26 protein-coding genes are annotated in these 17,971 nt (G+C 26.9%); 22 read left to right on the forward strand and 4 right to left on the reverse strand.

Going from position 1 to position 17,971, the window contains the following annotated elements:
* Positions 1 to 2: 2 nt before the first annotated feature.
* From IC174_RS06370 to IC174_RS06380, 3 genes are all read left to right on the forward strand, one after another.
* The gene (locus IC174_RS06370) at positions 3 to 539 is read left to right on the forward strand and encodes a response regulator transcription factor (protein WP_413927180.1); all 537 of its coding nucleotides are present in this window, start codon (positions 3 to 5) and stop codon (positions 537 to 539) included.
* Positions 526 to 2,016, forward strand: a complete 1,491-nt coding sequence (locus IC174_RS06375) for a sensor histidine kinase (RefSeq protein ID WP_227482420.1) — start codon at positions 526 to 528, stop codon at positions 2,014 to 2,016. Before IC174_RS06370 ends, IC174_RS06375 begins: the two co-directional genes overlap by 14 nt.
* A 204-nt stretch (positions 2,017 to 2,220) precedes the next feature.
* Positions 2,221 to 2,346: a hypothetical protein gene (locus tag IC174_RS06380; RefSeq protein ID WP_413927181.1), complete on the forward strand. Its 126-nt coding sequence runs from the start codon at positions 2,221 to 2,223 to the stop codon at positions 2,344 to 2,346.
* Between the two features lie 13 nt (positions 2,347 to 2,359).
* On the opposite strand, the gene IC174_RS06385 is transcribed toward IC174_RS06380, so the two are convergent.
* From IC174_RS06385 to IC174_RS06395, 3 genes are all read right to left on the reverse strand, one after another.
* On the reverse strand, positions 2,360 to 3,721 hold the full coding sequence (locus IC174_RS06385; RefSeq protein WP_227482421.1) for a recombinase family protein: 1,362 nt from the start codon (positions 3,719 to 3,721) through the stop codon (positions 2,360 to 2,362).
* Between the two features lie 68 nt (positions 3,722 to 3,789).
* Positions 3,790 to 4,263: an ImmA/IrrE family metallo-endopeptidase gene (locus tag IC174_RS06390; protein ID WP_227482422.1), complete on the reverse strand. Its 474-nt coding sequence runs from the start codon at positions 4,261 to 4,263 to the stop codon at positions 3,790 to 3,792.
* A gap of 9 nt (positions 4,264 to 4,272) precedes the next feature.
* Complete coding sequence (locus tag IC174_RS06395; RefSeq protein ID WP_227482423.1) at positions 4,273 to 4,728, reverse strand: helix-turn-helix domain-containing protein; 456 nt, start codon at positions 4,726 to 4,728, stop codon at positions 4,273 to 4,275.
* Between the two features lie 153 nt (positions 4,729 to 4,881).
* Here IC174_RS06395 and IC174_RS06400 point away from each other — a divergent pair, with 153 nt between their 5' ends.
* Together IC174_RS06400 and IC174_RS06405 are read left to right on the forward strand one after the other, a co-directional pair.
* Entirely contained in the window at positions 4,882 to 5,103 is a 222-nt protein-coding gene (locus tag IC174_RS06400; protein WP_227482424.1) for a helix-turn-helix domain-containing protein, read from the forward strand.
* Positions 5,104 to 5,153: 50 nt separating this feature from the next.
* Entirely contained in the window at positions 5,154 to 5,909 is a 756-nt protein-coding gene (locus IC174_RS06405; protein ID WP_227482425.1) for a BRO family protein, read from the forward strand.
* 173 nt (positions 5,910 to 6,082) lie between these two features.
* On the opposite strand, the gene IC174_RS06410 is transcribed toward IC174_RS06405, so the two are convergent.
* The gene (locus tag IC174_RS06410; RefSeq protein WP_227482426.1) at positions 6,083 to 6,427 is read right to left on the reverse strand and encodes a helix-turn-helix transcriptional regulator; all 345 of its coding nucleotides are present in this window, start codon (positions 6,425 to 6,427) and stop codon (positions 6,083 to 6,085) included.
* Positions 6,428 to 6,598: 171 nt separating this feature from the next.
* Between IC174_RS06410 and IC174_RS06415 the strand changes: the two genes are divergently transcribed.
* From IC174_RS06415 to IC174_RS06495, 17 genes are all read left to right on the forward strand, one after another.
* Positions 6,599 to 6,823, forward strand: a complete 225-nt coding sequence (locus IC174_RS06415; protein ID WP_227482427.1) for an XRE family transcriptional regulator — start codon at positions 6,599 to 6,601, stop codon at positions 6,821 to 6,823.
* A 5-nt stretch (positions 6,824 to 6,828) separates the two neighbouring features.
* Positions 6,829 to 7,632: an ORF6N domain-containing protein gene (locus IC174_RS06420; protein WP_227482428.1), complete on the forward strand. Its 804-nt coding sequence runs from the start codon at positions 6,829 to 6,831 to the stop codon at positions 7,630 to 7,632.
* Between the two features lie 36 nt (positions 7,633 to 7,668).
* Positions 7,669 to 7,857, forward strand: coding sequence for a hypothetical protein (locus IC174_RS06425; RefSeq protein ID WP_227482429.1), 189 nt, complete (start codon positions 7,669 to 7,671; stop codon positions 7,855 to 7,857).
* Positions 7,832 to 8,059, forward strand: coding sequence for a hypothetical protein (locus tag IC174_RS06430; protein WP_227482430.1), 228 nt, complete (start codon positions 7,832 to 7,834; stop codon positions 8,057 to 8,059). Before IC174_RS06425 ends, IC174_RS06430 begins: the two co-directional genes overlap by 26 nt.
* 34 nt (positions 8,060 to 8,093) lie before the next feature.
* Positions 8,094 to 8,333, forward strand: coding sequence for a hypothetical protein (locus tag IC174_RS06435; RefSeq protein WP_227482431.1), 240 nt, complete (start codon positions 8,094 to 8,096; stop codon positions 8,331 to 8,333).
* Positions 8,334 to 8,463: 130 nt separating this feature from the next.
* The gene (locus IC174_RS06440) at positions 8,464 to 8,781 is read left to right on the forward strand and encodes a hypothetical protein (RefSeq protein ID WP_227482432.1); all 318 of its coding nucleotides are present in this window, start codon (positions 8,464 to 8,466) and stop codon (positions 8,779 to 8,781) included.
* 8 nt (positions 8,782 to 8,789) lie between these two features.
* A complete protein-coding gene (locus tag IC174_RS06445; RefSeq protein ID WP_227482433.1) occupies positions 8,790 to 9,725 on the forward strand; it encodes a DnaD domain protein in 936 nt (311 codons plus the stop codon).
* The gene (locus IC174_RS06450; protein ID WP_255625484.1) at positions 9,703 to 10,398 is read left to right on the forward strand and encodes an ATP-binding protein; all 696 of its coding nucleotides are present in this window, start codon (positions 9,703 to 9,705) and stop codon (positions 10,396 to 10,398) included. Before IC174_RS06445 ends, IC174_RS06450 begins: the two co-directional genes overlap by 23 nt.
* Positions 10,399 to 10,402: 4 nt before the next feature.
* Positions 10,403 to 11,044 (forward strand): sigma-70 family RNA polymerase sigma factor, encoded by a 642-nt coding sequence (locus tag IC174_RS06455; RefSeq protein ID WP_227482435.1) that lies wholly within the window; start codon positions 10,403 to 10,405, stop codon positions 11,042 to 11,044.
* Positions 11,045 to 11,121: 77 nt separating this feature from the next.
* Positions 11,122 to 12,039 (forward strand): hypothetical protein, encoded by a 918-nt coding sequence (locus IC174_RS06460; protein ID WP_227482436.1) that lies wholly within the window; start codon positions 11,122 to 11,124, stop codon positions 12,037 to 12,039.
* 41 nt (positions 12,040 to 12,080) lie between these two features.
* The gene (locus IC174_RS06465; protein ID WP_227482437.1) at positions 12,081 to 12,560 is read left to right on the forward strand and encodes a hypothetical protein; all 480 of its coding nucleotides are present in this window, start codon (positions 12,081 to 12,083) and stop codon (positions 12,558 to 12,560) included.
* Between the two features lie 150 nt (positions 12,561 to 12,710).
* A complete protein-coding gene (locus IC174_RS06470) occupies positions 12,711 to 12,917 on the forward strand; it encodes a hypothetical protein (protein ID WP_227482438.1) in 207 nt (68 codons plus the stop codon).
* A 155-nt stretch (positions 12,918 to 13,072) separates the two neighbouring features.
* Positions 13,073 to 13,756 carry a BRO family protein gene (locus IC174_RS06475; RefSeq protein WP_227482439.1) on the forward strand — a complete coding sequence of 228 codons (684 nt, stop codon included), beginning with the start codon at positions 13,073 to 13,075 and terminating at the stop codon, positions 13,754 to 13,756.
* 76 nt (positions 13,757 to 13,832) lie between these two features.
* The gene (locus IC174_RS06480) at positions 13,833 to 14,105 is read left to right on the forward strand and encodes a DUF2829 domain-containing protein (RefSeq protein WP_227482440.1); all 273 of its coding nucleotides are present in this window, start codon (positions 13,833 to 13,835) and stop codon (positions 14,103 to 14,105) included.
* Positions 14,106 to 14,197: 92 nt separating this feature from the next.
* Complete coding sequence (locus tag IC174_RS06485; RefSeq protein WP_227482441.1) at positions 14,198 to 16,231, forward strand: NB-ARC domain-containing protein; 2,034 nt, start codon at positions 14,198 to 14,200, stop codon at positions 16,229 to 16,231.
* Between the two features lie 58 nt (positions 16,232 to 16,289).
* Entirely contained in the window at positions 16,290 to 16,991 is a 702-nt protein-coding gene (gene terS / locus IC174_RS06490; RefSeq protein ID WP_227482442.1) for a phage terminase small subunit, read from the forward strand.
* Positions 16,984 to 17,971, forward strand: a 988-nt coding sequence (locus tag IC174_RS06495; protein WP_227482443.1) for a DEAD/DEAH box helicase family protein, incomplete at its 3' end; no start/stop codon positions are given. The genes terS and IC174_RS06495, both read left to right, overlap by 8 nt.

A 17,971-nucleotide genomic window follows, 5' to 3' on the forward strand; every position in this document is an offset into this window, starting at 1 on the left:
ATTTGATTTTATTAGACATACTGATGCCAAAAATAGATGGCTTTGTAGTTTGTGAAATAATAAGAAATGAATCTAATATTCCAATTATTATACTTACAGCATTGGATGAAGAAACAGACCAAGTAAAAGGATTTGAATTAAAAGTGGATGATTATATTACAAAACCATTTTCTACAATTGTTCTTCTAAAAAGAGTAGAGGCAGTATTAAGAAGAACTGGGGATAAGGAAGAAAATCATGAAGATAGAGAATTTTTATCATATAGAGATATCAATGTTGATGTTGAAGGATATAAAGTTTTTGTTAATTGTAAACAGATTGAATTGACTGCTAGAGAATTTGAAGTTCTAAAGGAACTAATAGAACACAAGGGTCGTGTACTTACTAGAGAAAATTTAATAAATAGCCTGTGGAAATATGATTTTTTAGGAGATGAAAGGGTTGTAGACACACATATAAAAAATCTTAGAAAAAAGCTTGATGTGAATTACATAGAAACAATAAGAGGGGTAGGATATAGGATTGATGTATTGGATTAAGAAAAGTCTAAATAGAAAAGTTTTTTTAAGTACAACTTTGATACTTATTTTATCCTGTACACTAATTTACATATTTATCATGATATCAATGCCCAAAACATATAAATCATACTTAACAGATGATATCAAAAAAAATCTGAATGAATTTGTTAAAGTTATTGAGAAGACTAAATATGAGGATTCTACACCTAAATTTTATGATTTTATAATTGAAAATAATGTGTCTATTAATTTAATGAAAAATGGAAAATCAGTAGAAATACCATCTAATATAAAGTATGGGAAATTAGGTGATGAAAATATTATATCAAATAAGAAGCAAAGAACCATATTCAATGAAGATAATTTTTTATATAATTACCTAAATAATAATCAAATTTCGGGAAGTAGTTATGTAAGTGCCATATCCACTGATATTACATTTAAAAATAGTTCAGATAAATATATTCTCTCTGTTATGCCAAAATTGATGGTAGTTGATGAAGCTTCTATGGTTTTATTAAAATTGATACCAGTAGTTGCAATAATGATTTTGATAATATCACTAGTTACTTCATTTATTTATTCTAGAGTAATTACAAAACCTGTTGTCAAGATAAGTAATACTTCAAAAAAAATTGCACAGATGAATTTAGATGTTAGATGTGATGTAGAAAGTGATGATGAAATAGGCTCTCTTGCTTTAAGTTTAAATGAGCTTGCACATAATTTATCAAGCACACTTAATAATCTTGAGCATGCAAATTTAAAGCTTCAAGAAGACATTGAAAAGGAAAGAAAGAATGAAATAAGTAGAAGAGCTTTTTTTGCAGTAGTATCTCATGAGTTAAAAACACCAATTACGATTATAAAAGGTCAACTTGAAGGCATGATATACAATGTTGGCATGTATAAAGATAGAGATACTTATTTAAGACATTCACTTAAGGTAATAGAAAGTATGGAAGAAATGGTACGTGAAATTCTCGATATTTCTCGTATGGAGTCATCTGGATTTAAATTAAATACAGTAGAAATCAATATGAGTTCATTAGTACAGAAATCAATACAAAATTACTTGATATTAGCAGAAAATAAGAATATAGATGTTATTACTGATATAGAAAAAAATTTATACTCTTTTGTAGATATAAAATTGATGAAAAAAGCTATTTCTAATATTATTAACAATTCAATTAAGCACTCAAAAAATGATGTTTTGGTAAGTATAAAATTGTATAAGAATAATGAATGTGGAGTTTTTGAAGTTGAGAATTCAAATACATTTATAGAAGAATCTGAGATAGAAAATATTTTTAATCCTTTTTATCGTGTAGATAAGTCACGAAGTAGACAATCTGGTGGAAGTGGTCTAGGATTGTATATTATTAAAGTTATATTTGATATGCACAAGGTCAAATATAAAATTGAAAATACATCAGTAGGTGTAAAATTTACAGCTATATTTCCTATCGCATTAAAAAATACATTGCAGTAAATATTTTATAAATAAAATAACCCTATACTAAAATTTTAAGGTTAAATTTAAATTTTAGTATAGGGTTATTTTGAGTATAAGAATGTATTTAAAAAGTATTTAGCTACCATATAAAAAACAAGATAAGAACATATTAACTACATACTTCATTTATATAATAAAAAATGTAATAAGAAACTAAAAAACGTGAAAGGTGAGTGAAACATGAAAATTGATGTTAAAAATTTAAATATGACTTATAGAGCAGGGAAGGAAGCACTAAAAGATATAAATATAAGTCTTGAAAGTCCAAATTTGATAGGCTTACTTGGTCCTAATGGTTACTATTAATTAGTCCGAATAATTATATAAAATTAATTGTGATGTTTTTGTTATTATCTATTTCTATATAATCTATTATAGATAGCCAAAAACGTCTGCGTTCAATCTTGCTTAAATTACTATACATCTCATTAATATCAATGTCTAAGAATTTTTTTATATGTGATGTATCAATAATTTGACTTTCTTGTTCCTCAGTTATATTATCCAATTGAGATTGTAATTTTTCATAATCTTTTCGATAAGTTTCTTTATTAATTAAATCTTCCAAATATAAGTCTTTTATTTTATCTAACTTTTTCATAATCTTTTTCTTTTCATCTTTTTTACTAAATCTTTTCATTTGTCTAATTTTTTCATTTTGTGATTCTAATTTCAACATATGTCTATGTAATTGTGGTTTTAAATTAGTTAAAAGATAATTTTCAATGTGTTTTTCATTATGAGTTACGCTATGTATGCAGTTTTTATTTAGATAGAATGTAGAACACCTATAAGATAAGTAAACTCTTTTATCATTAATGTTTTTAGAATTACCCTTTAATGTTCGACCACACTCCTTACATTTTAAAAGACCAGAAAAAATATGATAGTTTCTATTTTTATTATGAGTAGATTTTTTATTTTTTTCTAATATTCTTTGGATTCTCTGAAATTGTTCTTTTGATATAATTGGTTCACAATAATCTTCAACATAAAATCCTCGTTTATTATAGATTCCTATGTAAAGTTCATTTTTTAGTATATTCTTTATTTTATTATAACTGTATAATTCGCCACAAAGATTATTAATTATATCTATTAAACTTCTAACAGAACATAATTTCTCATATTCATCAAAAATAGATTTAACTATATATTTTTTTTCTTTATCAATAACTAGATGCTTATTTTCTATTTTATAACCTGTTGGAATTGTGCCACTTACAACCTCTTTACGTTGTAACTTATCTTGAAAAACAAATTTTATTCTTTCAGATGTTTGAGCTGCTTCATTTTCTGCTACAGATAACATAATGTTTATATGTAATCTACCAGCAGCAGTACTAGAATCATAATTTTCTAAAATGGTTTTCCAATCACATTTATGCTTTTCCAAAGTTTCCATGATTTTATAATAGTTTTTAACACCACGACTTAGTCTGTCAATTTTAGTTAAAAGAACTAGGTCTACTTTATCCTTTTCTACATCTTTTAATAATCGCTGTAAGTTAGGTCTTTTTAAATTAGTTGCAGAGAATCCTTCATCAATGTACTTACCAACTATGTCAAAATCATTCTCTTTAGAGTACTGTTCTAAAGCCTCTATTTGTGTTCTTATACTATCCCCATTTAAAACTTGTTCTTCTGTACTAACACGTATATAAAGTGCTACTCTTAACATCCCATCACCACCTTTTTTATAGTTATATTTAAGAGTAGTTTAGTTACTCTTAAATAAACTATGAATTGTTATAAAAAATTCGCATTCATAATACTAAATCTTGGCTCAAAAAATATTACATAATTATCTAGTGTAGCTGAAATACCATATTTATTTTTATAACATTCTAAAGCTTCCTTTAGAAACTTTTCAGTTACCTCAAGGTATTCTGCCATTTCAGATATAGTCTTACAACCAGCATTAAAACTATCTATTATACCTTTAAGACCAATTAACTTGTTATAAGCCCTTAATCTAGCTTTATATTCCTGTTTACTATTTTCAACTTTATTTAAATCTATAATATCACCATATGATGTGTAGTGGTGTCCTAATTCTTCTGCTAAAACACAAATTTTTTCACTTAAGGTAGTAAGTTTATCTTTATTAAGTGCAATTTTGTTATTGATATATAGACCACTAGAATTAGATTTTAAAGGAACTTCTTTAATTAAAATATTGTTGTCATAAGCTTCAGTTTGTAATTCTTCATATTTATTCAAATTAGACACCTACCATTTTTTCATATCATCTAAATCTTGATATATTTTTTCAATTTCTCCTTCTTCATCTAAGTGGTCATTATGTGCTGCCATTGTATCTATATGATTTTTATTTACATATTTATCTATTTGAGTAAGTTCATCTACTCTTTTTATTGCCTCGTTTTGCCCAATGTCGTTTAACTCATTAAAGCTAGATAAAAGCTTATTTTCTTTAGTTTTAATGAGTTTGGAATTTTTACTCCATCCCATTATAAAAGCAGGAGACTCATTTAATGCATGAGCTAAAATTTCTAGCTTATCCAATGGAATATTTTTTATAGTTCCTGTTTCATATCGCTGTAAAGTGGATTTACTTAGTCCAGTTTTGTTGGCTAAATCTTGATATGACATATTAAGTTCTAATCGTTTATTTTTTATTCTATTTGTAATCTCCAACATTTTTAAATCATTTTCAGTATTCAAATTTATCACCTCTATAAAATATATTATAAAGTATTTTTTCATAAATGCAACAAATATATTAAAAAATATAAAAAAATGTTGCATTTTTGACTTGACAATATAAAAGGGATGTATTAATATTGAATTATCCCAAATAAGCAACGAGGTGATGAAATGAATATAAATAAATTAAGAGGAAAAATGGTCGAAAAAAAATACACTCAAAAGAAATTAGCAGAAGAACTAGGTATGACTGTTCAAGCCCTCAATGCAAAATTAAATAATCGTTCACAATTCAAGATTGAGGAAGCGGTTAAGATATCAAATATTTTGCAAATCGAAGAGCCGGGGGAGATTTTTTTTGACAATTATATCCCAAAAATGCAACGTTATTAAGTAAGAAGACCTAACAGATGAAAATATAAAAAACTAGGGAGGAAGAAATTATGAGTAATAATTTACAAATATTTAAAAATAATGATTTTGGAGAAATAAGAACAGTTGAAATTGGTGGTAAACCATATTTTGTAGCAACAGATATAGCAAAAGCTCTTGGATATGCAAAGCCAAATAATGCAATTGAAAGACATTGTAGGTATACCCTAAAACAGGGAATACCTCACCCACAAAGTAAAACTAAGACTTTAGAGGTAAACATCATTCCAGAAGGTGATATGTATAGATTAATTACAAATAGCGAATTACCAAGTGCTGAAAAATTTGAGAGTTGGGTATTTGATGAAGTATTACCATCTATTCGTAAAACAGGTACATATAGTAGTAACAAACCTAAAGATAGTAAAGATGAATCAGAAATAAAATACATGAATGCTCAGGCAAGATTAAAAAATGCAAGGGCAAGAGAAGCGAAGATATATTTAGAGTTGGCTGATAAAGTAGATATAAAAGAATATAAACAAATTATGTACTCAAAGACTACTGAACTTATTTCTGGAGAAGCATTAATACCACTTCCTAAAATGGAAAGAAAAACTTATTCAGCTACAGAAATAGGTAATATGTTAGGAATTTCAGCTAACAAAGTTGGAGGATTGGCAAATGCTTATAATCTAAAAACAGATGAATATGGAATTAAGGTATGGGATAAAGCTAAATATTCAGATAAACAAGTAGCTAATTTTAGATATTATGAGAATGTGATAGCTATTTTAGAGAAAGCACTAAAAGGTTTTGAAAATTAAATGAAGAAAAAACTGCAATAATTAAATACAGAATATTTTTAAAAATAAACTGATTTAAAGATTGTATAAATTTAGTAGGTAAGAAAATATAACAAATTCAAGGGAAATAGTTTTATTCATATCGAACTTATGTTTTGCATGAATAAAAAATAGAAGCCCTGTTTCTAGGACTTCTATTTTTTAATAACTCGTATATATTCTTTTTCCAATATACTAGTTACTATGTCTTTACCATGTTCATCTAAAGCATTATATTTTTTCAAAATATCTTGTTCAGATGATTTTATAGATATATTTACTGAATTTTGTTTTTCTCTTAATTCATTTTCAATGAGTGCATCAGCATCAATGTTTAAAGCATTACAAACTTTTAGAACTGTTGTTATGCTAGTACCTCCAACACCACGTTTAAGCATAGTATCTATTGTTGAGTAAGGAGTATCAATTTCTTTTGTAAAAGCTCTAATGCTTTTATATCTATCAAGAATTAATTGTTTTAATTTTTCTTCAATAGTCATTTTATCACCACCTTTACATTAAATATAAACGTAAAATCACAAAAAAGCAATAATAATTTACGAAATTACAAAAATAAAGTGTAAAAATGTATTGACTATTCACTAAATTGAGTGTATTATTGAAATATAAATTACGAAATTTAGTGAATAAGTTTAGAAAGGAGAATATATATGTTTAAAAATTTAAGAGCTGAAATGGTAAGAGCAAATATAACTAATGAAACATTAGCAAAAGCATTGAATCTAAATGTAAGTACAGTGTCTGCAAAGTTAAGAAATGCTAACAGATTAAAGTACATAGAAGCTAAAAATATACAATCAATGTTTTTCCCAAATCTAAGTACTGAATATCTTTTTGAAACTGAAGACGAAATTAAAGAAAATCATAGGGGGTAAAAATAATGAATAACTTACAAGTAATAGAAAGAAACAACGAAAGAGTTCTAACTACACAACAACTAGCAGATGTATATGAAACTGATGTAAACAATATACAAACTAATTTCAATAGAAACAAAGAGAGATTCAAAGAGAATGTCCACTATTTTTTATTACAAGGTGAGCATTTGAAAGAATTTAAGAACCAACCTACTAATAGTCAGTTGGTTTCAAAACATTCTAGTCAATTGTATCTTTGGACTGAAAGAGGAGCAAACAGACACTGTAAAATATTAGATACTGATAAAGCTTGGGAACAGTTTGATAACTTAGAGGAAACATATTTCAAAGTTAAGCAACAGAAACCAACTTGTATAGAAGATGTATTAATAGAAAGTTTAAAAGAAATGAAAGATTTAAGGTTACAAGTTAATCAAGCTAATGATATAGCATTAGAAGCAAAAACAGAAGTTAAAACAATAAAAGAGGTTGTTTCATTAAATGCTACAGACTGGAGAAAAGATACACAACAACTAATTGCAAGAATAGCAAAACAGCAAGGTAGTTTTGAACATATAAACATGCTTAGAAGAGAAAGTTATGAATTATTAGATAATCGATTTGGAGTTGACTTACATAGAAGATTAATTAATAAAAGAAGAAAAATGGCAGAAGAAGGTGTGTCTGAATCTAAAAGAGAGAAAATCAACAATTTAGATGTTATACAAGATGATAAGAAGCTTATAGAAGGATATGTTTCCGTTATAAAAGACATGGCTTTAAAATACGGAATATCAAGTGATTTAAGCAAAAACTGCAATAATTAAATACAGAATATTTTGAAAAATAAAGGGGAGATTTAAATGGGTAAAAAAAGCGAATACACAGTAACAACAGTTGGTGAACCAAATTTAGATGCATTAGGGGAGACTTTAGCTAAAATTCTTACAGATAAGTTTGGTGTATTAATAACTCACACGTATATTGAAAATTACTATGTTGACAAAGAGATAGGGGGTGATGTAGATGGAGCTATTGAAAGTGAACTTTAATCTAGACGAATTAAAAATAGGAAATGTAGTGAATGTAAGTTCTAAGAGGTTTGAGTTTGATATTAATTGCATTGTGGTAGTAGCAACTGAGAGTGAGTTAAATTTAGCCTATTTTGATAAAGAAAGAGGATGTATTGAGTATCAAACATTGATAACAGAGGACATTCAGTTGGGTGATTATGAGATTAAATTATTAAGTTAAGAAGAATTTAAATGATATGTTAGGAGGGGTTTAAATGGAAACAGCTAGATTAATAGCAATAGGTCAAATTAGACAGGCAAAAAATGAAATAAATAGGTTACAAGGTTCAAGAAGTGATAGTTTAACATGGTGGAAAGCTGTAAAGTTTGCAAGTGAAAATATATTACAAGGATTATTACATGATATAGACTTAGAAGCATCAACTGATTTTAGGGAGTTCATGTTAATACAAGAAGAACTTGAAAGATATAGACCCATAGATGTTCAAATATAAGAAAAGAGCCACTGCAATGGCTCAATTCAGTAAAACAACAAATTATATTTATTAAATTATACATCAAAATAGCAGTATTATGCAAATAAAAAATTAGATTATACATATAGTAGAAAGTTTAGGTGATATTGTGAATGTTGTAAAAGGGTGTAATAAACAATTCTATGTGATATTAAATAGTGCCTGTTTACAAGATAGTAGTCTAAGTTGGCAAGCCAAAGGTCTTCATTTATATTTAATGACTAAGTCAGAAAATGAAAAAATATATCTAGAAGATTTAAAAAATAAAAGTAGCAATGGTAGAGATTCAACAGCAAATATTCTAAATGAACTCATAGAAAAAGGTTATGTAAGTAGAGAGATAAGAAGAGATACTTTAACAGGCAAAGTACTTGGAGGGTATGAGTACAAAATATATGAAGAGTCATTTGAAAATATTGAAAAGTAGGTGATATATTGAACTTTGATAACGAAACATATTTTCATATAAATTTTGAAGACCCTTTTACAAGGGTTCCAAATGCGATATTAGATAATAAAAATCTAACCTACTCAGCTATAGGTGTAGTTACACAAATGTTAAGATTCCAAAAATCAGGAAGTCACAGGATATATGCAAAATCATTAATTAGCTATAGAAAAGATAGCAAATCAAGGATAAGTAGTGCTTTAAATGAGCTAATGAATGAAGGATTTGTAATAAGAAGTAAAATAAGAAATGATAAAGGTCAAATAAAAGGATATAGATATGATATATTTGATACTCCTCAAATTAAAATAGAAGAAAAGGAAGATGTTAAAAGTCAACCGTGTTTCAATATACCGAATACGGTTAATTCCGAAATCGGAAAACCAGGGAGCGAAAAAACCGGCGACAGTAAAACTGAAATCCAGTTTTTAGGCAACATAAAAGAAAATAGTATAAAAGAAAATAATAATACTATTATTACTATTAATAAGGAACAAGAAGAAAGTGCTTATATAAAAAAATACTTTGAAAAATATATAGGTGTAATTACTCCAAACAACTTTTTAGAGTTACTAGGTTTTCTAGATGATGGTATGGAGGTTGATGTAATTATAAGAGCTATTGATGAAGCAACATCAAATGGAGTTAAAAATTATAGATACATAAAAACTATATTGAATAACTGGATAGAAGTAGGTATAAAGACTAATTTAGATTTAACAGAGTATCAGAATGAATACAAAAAGAAAAAAAGAAAAAGTAATAGTTTGGGAGGATTAAAAAATGACAAACAAGGAAAAAGAAATTCTCAAACAAAGAGTACAGAACTTGATTTTAACAGTAAAGAAACAAGAATCAACGATAAAGAGCTTGAAAGAGCAAGACAGGCACTTAGAGACATTGGAGTTGAACCAAGATACTGAATATAAATGTTTAAAATGTAAGGATAGACTTTTCATAGAAACCGATGAAGGTTTTAAAGAATGTGAATGTAGGAAACTTAGGATAGCAGAAGATATTTTAAAAAATAGTGGAGTAAGTGAAGAATTTAGAAAATTAAAGTTTGATAATTTTAATTATCAAGTAGATTCTTCAGTAGCAAAAGCATTCACTAAAGCTATTGAGTATTCAAATTATTTTGAACAAATAAGAGAAATTAGAAGAAATTCAATTATGTTTATGGGACAAGTAGGAAGTGGTAAAACTCATCTATCACTAGCAATAGCTAATAGTCTAATGAATAGGTCTATAAGTGTTATTTATATGCCTTACAGAGATTCTATGACATTAATAAAGCAAAATATAATGGATGAAGAAGCTTATAGAAGAGAAGTTGGAAAGTATAAATCAGCTAAGGTATTATTAATTGATGATTTATATAAAGGCAATATAACAAATAGTGACATAAATATAATGTTTGAAATAGTTAATTATAGATATTTAAATAAAATGCCATTGATTGTATCAACAGAAAAAAATTTTGATGAGCTTATTGAAATAGATGAGGCCATTGGAAGTAGATTAATTGAAATGAGTAAAAATTATTTGATTGAATTAAAGGGCAAAAGATTGAATTATAGAATTTATGGGGGATAGAGATATGGATAAAAATAAAATATTGAAAGAATTAGTTAGAAAAGCTCGAAGTGGAGATGAATTAGCTTTTAATGATATACTAAATGTTCTTGATAAAGATATAAAAATTAATGCATCTATTTATGCGAAGTATTTAAAAGGTATTTTTGAAAAAGATGATTTAATAGCAGAAGCACAAGTAGAATTATGGAAAGCTACAATGAATTATAAAATTGAAATAGAATATGTAAATGCTTATTTTCAAAAAGTTATAAAAAATAACATGATTAAGTTAGTAAATAAAAGTAAAACAAAAAAGTTTGCAAATGAGATTTTAGTTTTAAATAAAAATGTAGATTCTAATGAATATACAGAACTTATAGAGTTTATACAAGATGAAGATTTATTGGTGGATGAAATCATAATTGAGAAAGAAATAGAAGCTGAGAAAAAATTACAAATGAAAATAGTGAAAAGAAAAATTAGATATATTCCTCAGCCACAAAAGGAAATTATAAGGATGTATCTAAAAGGATATAACACAGAAAAAATATCAAAAAAAATAAATAAATCTTATAACGCGATATATAGTGGTAAACGTAGGGCAATACAAAATCTTAAAGAAAAGTGTCTACCAGAAATAAGTAAGCATAACATGACTATGTAATACCTAGTATAAAAATAAAATAAGATACACTAATATAGTATATCCTATTCAAAAATGATTATTTTGGAGGAATTAATATGATAACTGCGTTTAAAACAAAAGAAGAAAGAGAAAAAGAAGTATTGGAAAAAGCATTAAATTCTTTTTCTGGAATTCAAAAGGATAGAGCAAAGGTTTATCTTACTGAGAATAAGGTTAATGATAGATTATTTTTAAGTAATTTATTAGTGAAATACAAGTTTGAAATAAGAGATAACTTAAAAGACATGGAAAGAATAAGAGATGAAAGAAGAGAATATAAATCGTATTTAAAGCAAGAACTTGGTAATAAGACTAAGATTAAAGAGTATATAAACTATTTAGAAGGTTTACTTGATAGTTGTGAATCTCTTATATGTGCCTATGGAAATGCTTTAATACCATTATTTGATAGTATAAATAAAGAATTTACTAAAAAAGAAATATGTCAATTGATTGGAGCTAATGAAAAGATATTAGATGAATACCATGAATTTATGAAAAAACATTCTAAAGAAGAAATGAGTAGAGATTTTAACTTTATATATGAACTAATCTTTGTTCATCATGGAGAATATAGATGGAGAAAAGGAAGATATAAAGATTTTGTTGATTGTCCAGATTGGGAAATGCCACTATTTAATGCTTTATGGAGTCATATGGATAATTTTATAGAAAATAATAAAGAAATACAAGAAAGTATGCATTCTGTATTTGATGAAGTATTTGGAGATACATCTTACTTTATGAATAGTGATGGTACAATGGAGAAATCAGTACAAGAAATAAATATAAAAGAATTAATAAGTAATTACAGAGATTATGGAAATAGCACTGTAGTATTTCAGTTGAAGAGAAAATCAATTATAGATATAACAGTAAATTACAAGCTCAAAAGACAAAGAGGCAATGTTGTAATCTATAAAGTCTTTGATAGTGAAGATAATGAGCTTGGAGAGGTACATAAGATTATATAAGCTTAATATGAAATTTAAAGATAGAAAAAGGAGTTGTTTAAGTGGATAAAGAAAGTATAAAAGAAATTGTAAGAGAATTAAGAAAAGAAGAAAGAGAAGAGAGAAAAAAAGGAGTCTTATATAATACTAGATTATTGATGAAGCATTATAATGATTTTAAAAGACATATAAACTCAGCAGTAAGTGAAGCTAAAGAAGTAGATTATTTAGAAGAAAATTTATCTGATTTTGAAGATGAAGAGTTATATATTTTAAGCATTAAAAAAAGTAAAACAAGAACTATTATTATGATAGCTCATATAGATTCAGCATTAAAAACTTTAAAGTTAAGACAAGAGAGATTACAATCATATGAAAAATATAGAGCATTGGAGCTTTACTATTTTGATGAAAAAACTTATGAAGAAATATCAGAAATATTAAACTGTGGAGTAGTTACATCAAGACGTTGGGTTAATGAGATGATAATAGAACTTGGTATATATTTATTTGGTGTAGATGGCTTGAAATTAACTGTTTGATAAATACATGATAAAAAGATGATATTTTAATGATATTTAACCCCTGTTATAATGGTAGTATGAAACAAGTGTATAATATATTCCACTTTAAAAAAGACTAAGTTACCCCGACTTAGTCTTTTTTAATTTGTAAATAAGGAGAATAAAAACATGAATGATTTAAGAGAAAAGATAATAAAAGAATTAGATGAATTTAATATAGATGCTGATGATGAATTCTTAGATTATGGAGTTGAATATGTTGAGAGTTTTATAGGAAAAAGTGCTATTAGTGAAGATTTATTGATAAGGGGAGTAGTGCTTACAGCAAATTATATAGTAAATATGAAAGCAAAAGATGGCTCAAATAAGGCTTAGATTAATTTCTAGGTCTTTTTTTATACAAAAATTAATAAGTTTCAGATGACGGAGTTACCGACATCTGAAAAGGTCTATTAAAAATGCATAATATGCACTATTCGGATATGCATAATGTGCATATCTAAAATTCAAATATCCAGGAGGTTGATTTTATGAAACTAAAACTTGTTAAAAAAGGAAAATTTTTAGGGACAACATGCGACTTTTACATGAATGAAGAAAAAGAAATATTTATGAGCAGAACACAACTAGGCCATGCTCTTAAATATTCTAACCCAAGTAAAGCGATAGAAAATATACATAATAGAAACTTTGAGTATATGAGAGGAAAATCTATTGAAATAACGGGGGCTCAAATTGAGGGGTCGATATATAAAAATAAAAATGCTAAGAAAATATATATGTATAATGAAAAAGGAATCTATGCTATAGTAAGAAAATCTAATATGCCTGTTTCTGATGAATATTTTGATTGGGTATATGAAGTTATACATTCTATAAAAGAAAATGGATACTATATAGCTAATGAAAAAGATGAAGAATGGTTAGGTATAAGACCTGAAGGTAAAAAGGTTAGAAAAGATTTTACAGATGAAATACAAGAGTTTGTATATTATGCTACTAGTCAAGGAAGTAATAAACCTCGGATGTATTATAAACATTTTACTGAACTTGTAAGAAAGAAATTAGGTATACCAAAGGGTGTAAAAAGAGATGAGTTAAATCAAAGTGAATTGTTTGATATACAAGCACTTGAAAGAATTATATCTATGAAGTTACCTAAGTTAATAGATAAAGATATGAATTATAAAGAGGTATATAAAAAGATTAAGTAATTAATAGAAATGATATAAATGACTGTCTTGAGGGATGGTCTTTTTTTATACAATAAATTAAAAGGAGAATAATATTATGAAATTTGAAGAAGTATTACCATTAATAAAAAATGGAGAGAAAGCATTTAGATTAGGTTGGAATGGAAAAGGGATGTTTGTAGTTAGGCAAAAAGGATACCCTGATGGGATACCTTGCAATAAACAAACAGCTGATGTATGGAATTTAAAAGAAGGGGATTTGTTTAAATGTAATCCATACTTACAAATAAAAAATAGTAATGGTTCACATTCTATGTGGGTGCCTAGTACTGGAGATATATTTGCAGATGATTGGGAAGTAATAAGATAAAAGTATTATTTAGAATTATTTTGTAACTGTCGAATGGTTTTTGAAGGATATTGACCTTTGAAGTTGAATTTTATACTTTGGAGGGGATTAATATGGAAGCAGAATTATGTGCACAAGCAATTATCGCAGCAAGCAAAGTTGTAAAATCAACTGGTGCAGATGAGATGATAAAAGATTTAGTTAAAAAATTTTTAAGTAATAAAGTAGAAGAAGCGCTTGGAAAACAAAGGAGCAAAAAAGAATTAAAATTAATAGAAAATAAATTTAATGAATATATGGAAAGAAGTTATAAAAATTATATATACATGAATACTATAGTATTTAGAAATCAACAAAAAACAATTGATGATTTATATATACCATTAACAGTGTCAAAGCGTAATGTTTTTGATTCTTCTTATGAGGAGGAAGAAATTTATATTTTAATTAATAGTTATAAGGATGATTTTTTACCAAAGTATAAAAGAGTTTTATTAATAGACCAAGCAGGTATGGGAAAATCTACTATAGCTAAATATTTATATTTAAGCTCAATAAATGAATCTAAAGGAATACCTATATTAATAGAATTAAGAAGATTATCACAAGAAAAAGATATAATAGATTTTATAATGAATGAAATTAATGGCATAAGTGAACACTTTGATAAAGAAGGAGTTTTAAAATTAATTGAAAGGGGTGATTTTATATTTTTCCTTGATGGTTATGATGAAATAAATAAAGAATATAAAACTCAAGTTACTGAAAAACTCCAAAATTTTGTTGACAAAGCTGGAAATAATACTTTTTTAATGACATCAAGAGAAGAAGATGAACTTTTATCTTTTGGTAATTTTCAAAGCTTTTATATATATCCACTAAAAAAAGAAGAGGCATATAATTTAATTAAAAAGTATAATGATGATAATGAAGAAATTTCAAGATTATTAATGAAGAAAATTGAAGAAGATAAAAATTTTGAAATAATTAAAGAGTTTTTGGAAAATCCTTTAATGGTTTCTTTGTTATGTGAATCTTTCAAATACAAACAGTCAATTCCTCATAAAAAAGATGCGTTTTATAGACAAGTTTATGATGCACTATTTGAAAAACATGATTACTCAAAAAGAGCTGGATATTATAGAGAAAAGAAGAGTGGTTTAAATCTAGAAGAATTCCATAAAATATTAAGAACTATTGGATTTATAACGTTGACTAAAGGTGTTAGTTATTCTAAAGAAGAGCTTATTAATATAATCTATAACTCAAAAAGAAAAAATATAGGACTTGAGTTTAACGAAAATGATTTACTTTATGATTTAATTCATAATGTTCCTGTTTTTGTTAAAGATGGTATTGAATATAGATGGTCTCATAAGTCTTTTCAAGAATATTTTGCAGCTAGCTATATTTGCTATGACTCAGATGAAAAATCTACATTACTAAAGAAAATGTCTGAAGGAAACAGAATAAATAAGTATTATAATGTGTTGGATTTTTGTTATGATATAGATTATAAGAGTTTTATGAGAAGTATAATACTTCCAACAATAAAAGATTTAGATAAATTCTTTTATGAAAAATATCATAATGACACCTATAATGATTTTAATGAAAATGAATTATCATTGAGAAAAGCTATGTTATTTAATTATAAGAAAATATATATGTATTTGTTAAGTGAAGATGAGATAACTTATTTTAGTAATAAAGAAGTAGCAAAATCAGAAAGAAACTCGTATATTAGAACAAAAATTCCTAGAAAAGAAGAAGAATGTTATAAAGGGATAGTTTTTGATGGAGTTTTTTCTGTAATGGGGCTTAAGAAAGATAATATAACAAATCTATTGAGACTATTGAAAAGAAAAGAGTCTAATCTTGTTTGCCTTGCAAGGTATAATTCCTTTTTTGCTAATGAATTAATAAACAGAATTGAGAGTGGTCTTTATTGTTTTGAAGATGATATTGACAATGAATTAAACAAGAAAAAAAATTTTAATTTAGGAAATGATATTTTATCTAAATATTTAGCATCTTTATTTACAGAAGTTGGAAATATAATTTTCGATTATAAAGAATGTATTAGGGTTAAAAAAGAAATAGAAAAAGAAATGGAAGAAGAAAAAAATGATATAGATTTTTTATAAGAACTCTAACAAGAGTTCTTTTTTAATTCCCAAAACGACAAACAAACGAGGTGGTGATGTGCAAGATGTCAAAGAAAAGGTAAAACAAGATTACCTAAAAGGTATGAAACAAAAGGAAATATCAGCAAAGTATGACATTAGTTTAAATACTTTAAAGTCATGGATTAAGAGATACAACTGGGCTAGTGAAAAAAAGAAAGGTGCACCTAAAAATAAAAGGGGTGCACCCATAGGTAATAAAAATGCCACTGGTCCACCTGGAAATAAGAACGCTGAAAAGTTTGGTTTCTTCTCAAAATATCTACCCGAAGAAACTAGGGAATTGATACAAGAAATATCCATAAAAGATAAATTCGATATTCTTTGGGAACAGATAACCATTCAATATGCAGCAATAATAAGAGCGCAAAAGATAATGTATGTTAAAGATAAAGAAGAAATGATCAAGGAATTAAAGAAACATGAAAGTACAGAAAATGGTGAGAAGATAGAGTATGAATTTCAATTTTCATGGGATAGACAAGCATCTTTTCTTAATGCACAGAGTAGGGCAATGAGTGAACTTAGAAGTTTAATTAAGCAATATGATGAAATGATTCATAAGGATTGGGATTTGGCTACAGAGGAGCAGAAAAATAGAGTTGAGAAGTTGAGATGTGAAGTTGATAACCTAAAGAAAAGTGATGTTGGAGATGATTCTGAAATATGGGTTGAAGCTATACAAAATATTGCAATGAAACGTGGTGTTAACAATGAATAAAGCTTTATTAACACTATTAGATTGTTATTGGGATAATCCTGTTTGGTTTGCAGAAGATATGCTAAATTTCAAAGCTGATAAGTGGCAATCTGATGTCTTGATGGCTTTAGCTCAAAACCCAAAAGTATCAATTAGAAGTGGTCAAGGCGTAGGCAAAACTGGCTTAGAAAGTGTTGCAACTGTATGGTATTTAAGTACTAGACCTTTTCCGAAAGTAGTTGCTACAGCTCCGACAAGACAACAACTGTATGATGTATTGTGGGCAGAAATAGCTAAGTGGCTAAGCAATAGCAAGGTTGAGAAACTTCTTGAATGGACTAAAACAAAAGTGTATATGAAAGGTTTTGAAGAAAGATGGTGGGCTACAGCTAGAACAGCAGTAAAGCCCGAGAATATGCAAGGTTTTCATGAAGATTACATGTTATTTGTTGTTGATGAAGCTTCAGGAGTTGCTGACCCTATTATGGAAGCTATATTGGGAACATTATCGGGTACAGAAAATAAGCTTCTTTTATGTGGAAACCCAACTAGAACGAGTGGAACGTTTTACGATAGTCATAATAGAGATAGAGATTTATATAAGACATTTAAAGTATCTTCTTTAGACAGTCCTAGAACCTCAAAAGATAATATTGAAATGTTAAAAAGAAAGTATCATGAAGGTTCAGACCCATGGCGTGTTAGAGTTCTTGGAGAATTTCCTAAGGGAGAAAGTGATTCTTTAATGTCTTTAGAAGCTGTTGAAACAAGTACAATAAGAGAAGTGAATATATCTAATGACTATATATTAAATATAGGTGCAGATATAGCAAGATATGGTGATGATGAAACCATAATAGCTATAAGAATAGGGGGAAAAGTATTTGATTTATTAACTTATTCAAAAAAAGATACAATGGAAACAGTAGGAAATATATTAAGAGCAGTTGATAAATTTAAAAATATGTATCATCAAATTAACAGAGTAAAAATAAAAACTG

The sequence above is a fragment of the Clostridioides sp. ES-S-0001-03 genome (assembly GCF_020676075.1).
Taxonomy (GTDB): Bacteria; Bacillota; Clostridia; order Peptostreptococcales; family Peptostreptococcaceae; genus Clostridioides.

Coding starts and splice junctions, on each gene's coding strand:
- IC174_RS06470 (WP_227482438.1), top strand. CDS start 12,711: ATGAATGATTTAAGAGAAAAGATAATAAAAGAATTAGATGAATTTAAT.
- IC174_RS06405 (WP_227482425.1), top strand. CDS start 5,154: ATGAGTAATAATTTACAAATATTTAAAAATAATGATTTTGGAGAAATA.
- IC174_RS06485 (WP_227482441.1), top strand. CDS start 14,198: ATGGAAGCAGAATTATGTGCACAAGCAATTATCGCAGCAAGCAAAGTT.
- IC174_RS06435 (WP_227482431.1), top strand. CDS start 8,094: ATGGAAACAGCTAGATTAATAGCAATAGGTCAAATTAGACAGGCAAAA.
- IC174_RS06400 (WP_227482424.1), top strand. CDS start 4,882: ATGAATATAAATAAATTAAGAGGAAAAATGGTCGAAAAAAAATACACT.
- IC174_RS06475 (WP_227482439.1), top strand. CDS start 13,073: ATGAAACTAAAACTTGTTAAAAAAGGAAAATTTTTAGGGACAACATGC.
- IC174_RS06455 (WP_227482435.1), top strand. CDS start 10,403: ATGGATAAAAATAAAATATTGAAAGAATTAGTTAGAAAAGCTCGAAGT.
- IC174_RS06410 (WP_227482426.1), bottom strand. CDS start 6,427: ATGACTATTGAAGAAAAATTAAAACAATTAATTCTTGATAGATATAAA.
- IC174_RS06415 (WP_227482427.1), top strand. CDS start 6,599: ATGTTTAAAAATTTAAGAGCTGAAATGGTAAGAGCAAATATAACTAAT.
- IC174_RS06375 (WP_227482420.1), top strand. CDS start 526: ATGTATTGGATTAAGAAAAGTCTAAATAGAAAAGTTTTTTTAAGTACA.
- IC174_RS06380 (WP_413927181.1), top strand. CDS start 2,221: ATGAAAATTGATGTTAAAAATTTAAATATGACTTATAGAGCAGGGAAG.
- IC174_RS06480 (WP_227482440.1), top strand. CDS start 13,833: ATGAAATTTGAAGAAGTATTACCATTAATAAAAAATGGAGAGAAAGCA.
- IC174_RS06425 (WP_227482429.1), top strand. CDS start 7,669: ATGGGTAAAAAAAGCGAATACACAGTAACAACAGTTGGTGAACCAAAT.
- IC174_RS06385 (WP_227482421.1), bottom strand. CDS start 3,721: ATGTTAAGAGTAGCACTTTATATACGTGTTAGTACAGAAGAACAAGTT.
- IC174_RS06460 (WP_227482436.1), top strand. CDS start 11,122: ATGATAACTGCGTTTAAAACAAAAGAAGAAAGAGAAAAAGAAGTATTG.
- IC174_RS06430 (WP_227482430.1), top strand. CDS start 7,832: ATGGAGCTATTGAAAGTGAACTTTAATCTAGACGAATTAAAAATAGGA.
- IC174_RS06420 (WP_227482428.1), top strand. CDS start 6,829: ATGAATAACTTACAAGTAATAGAAAGAAACAACGAAAGAGTTCTAACT.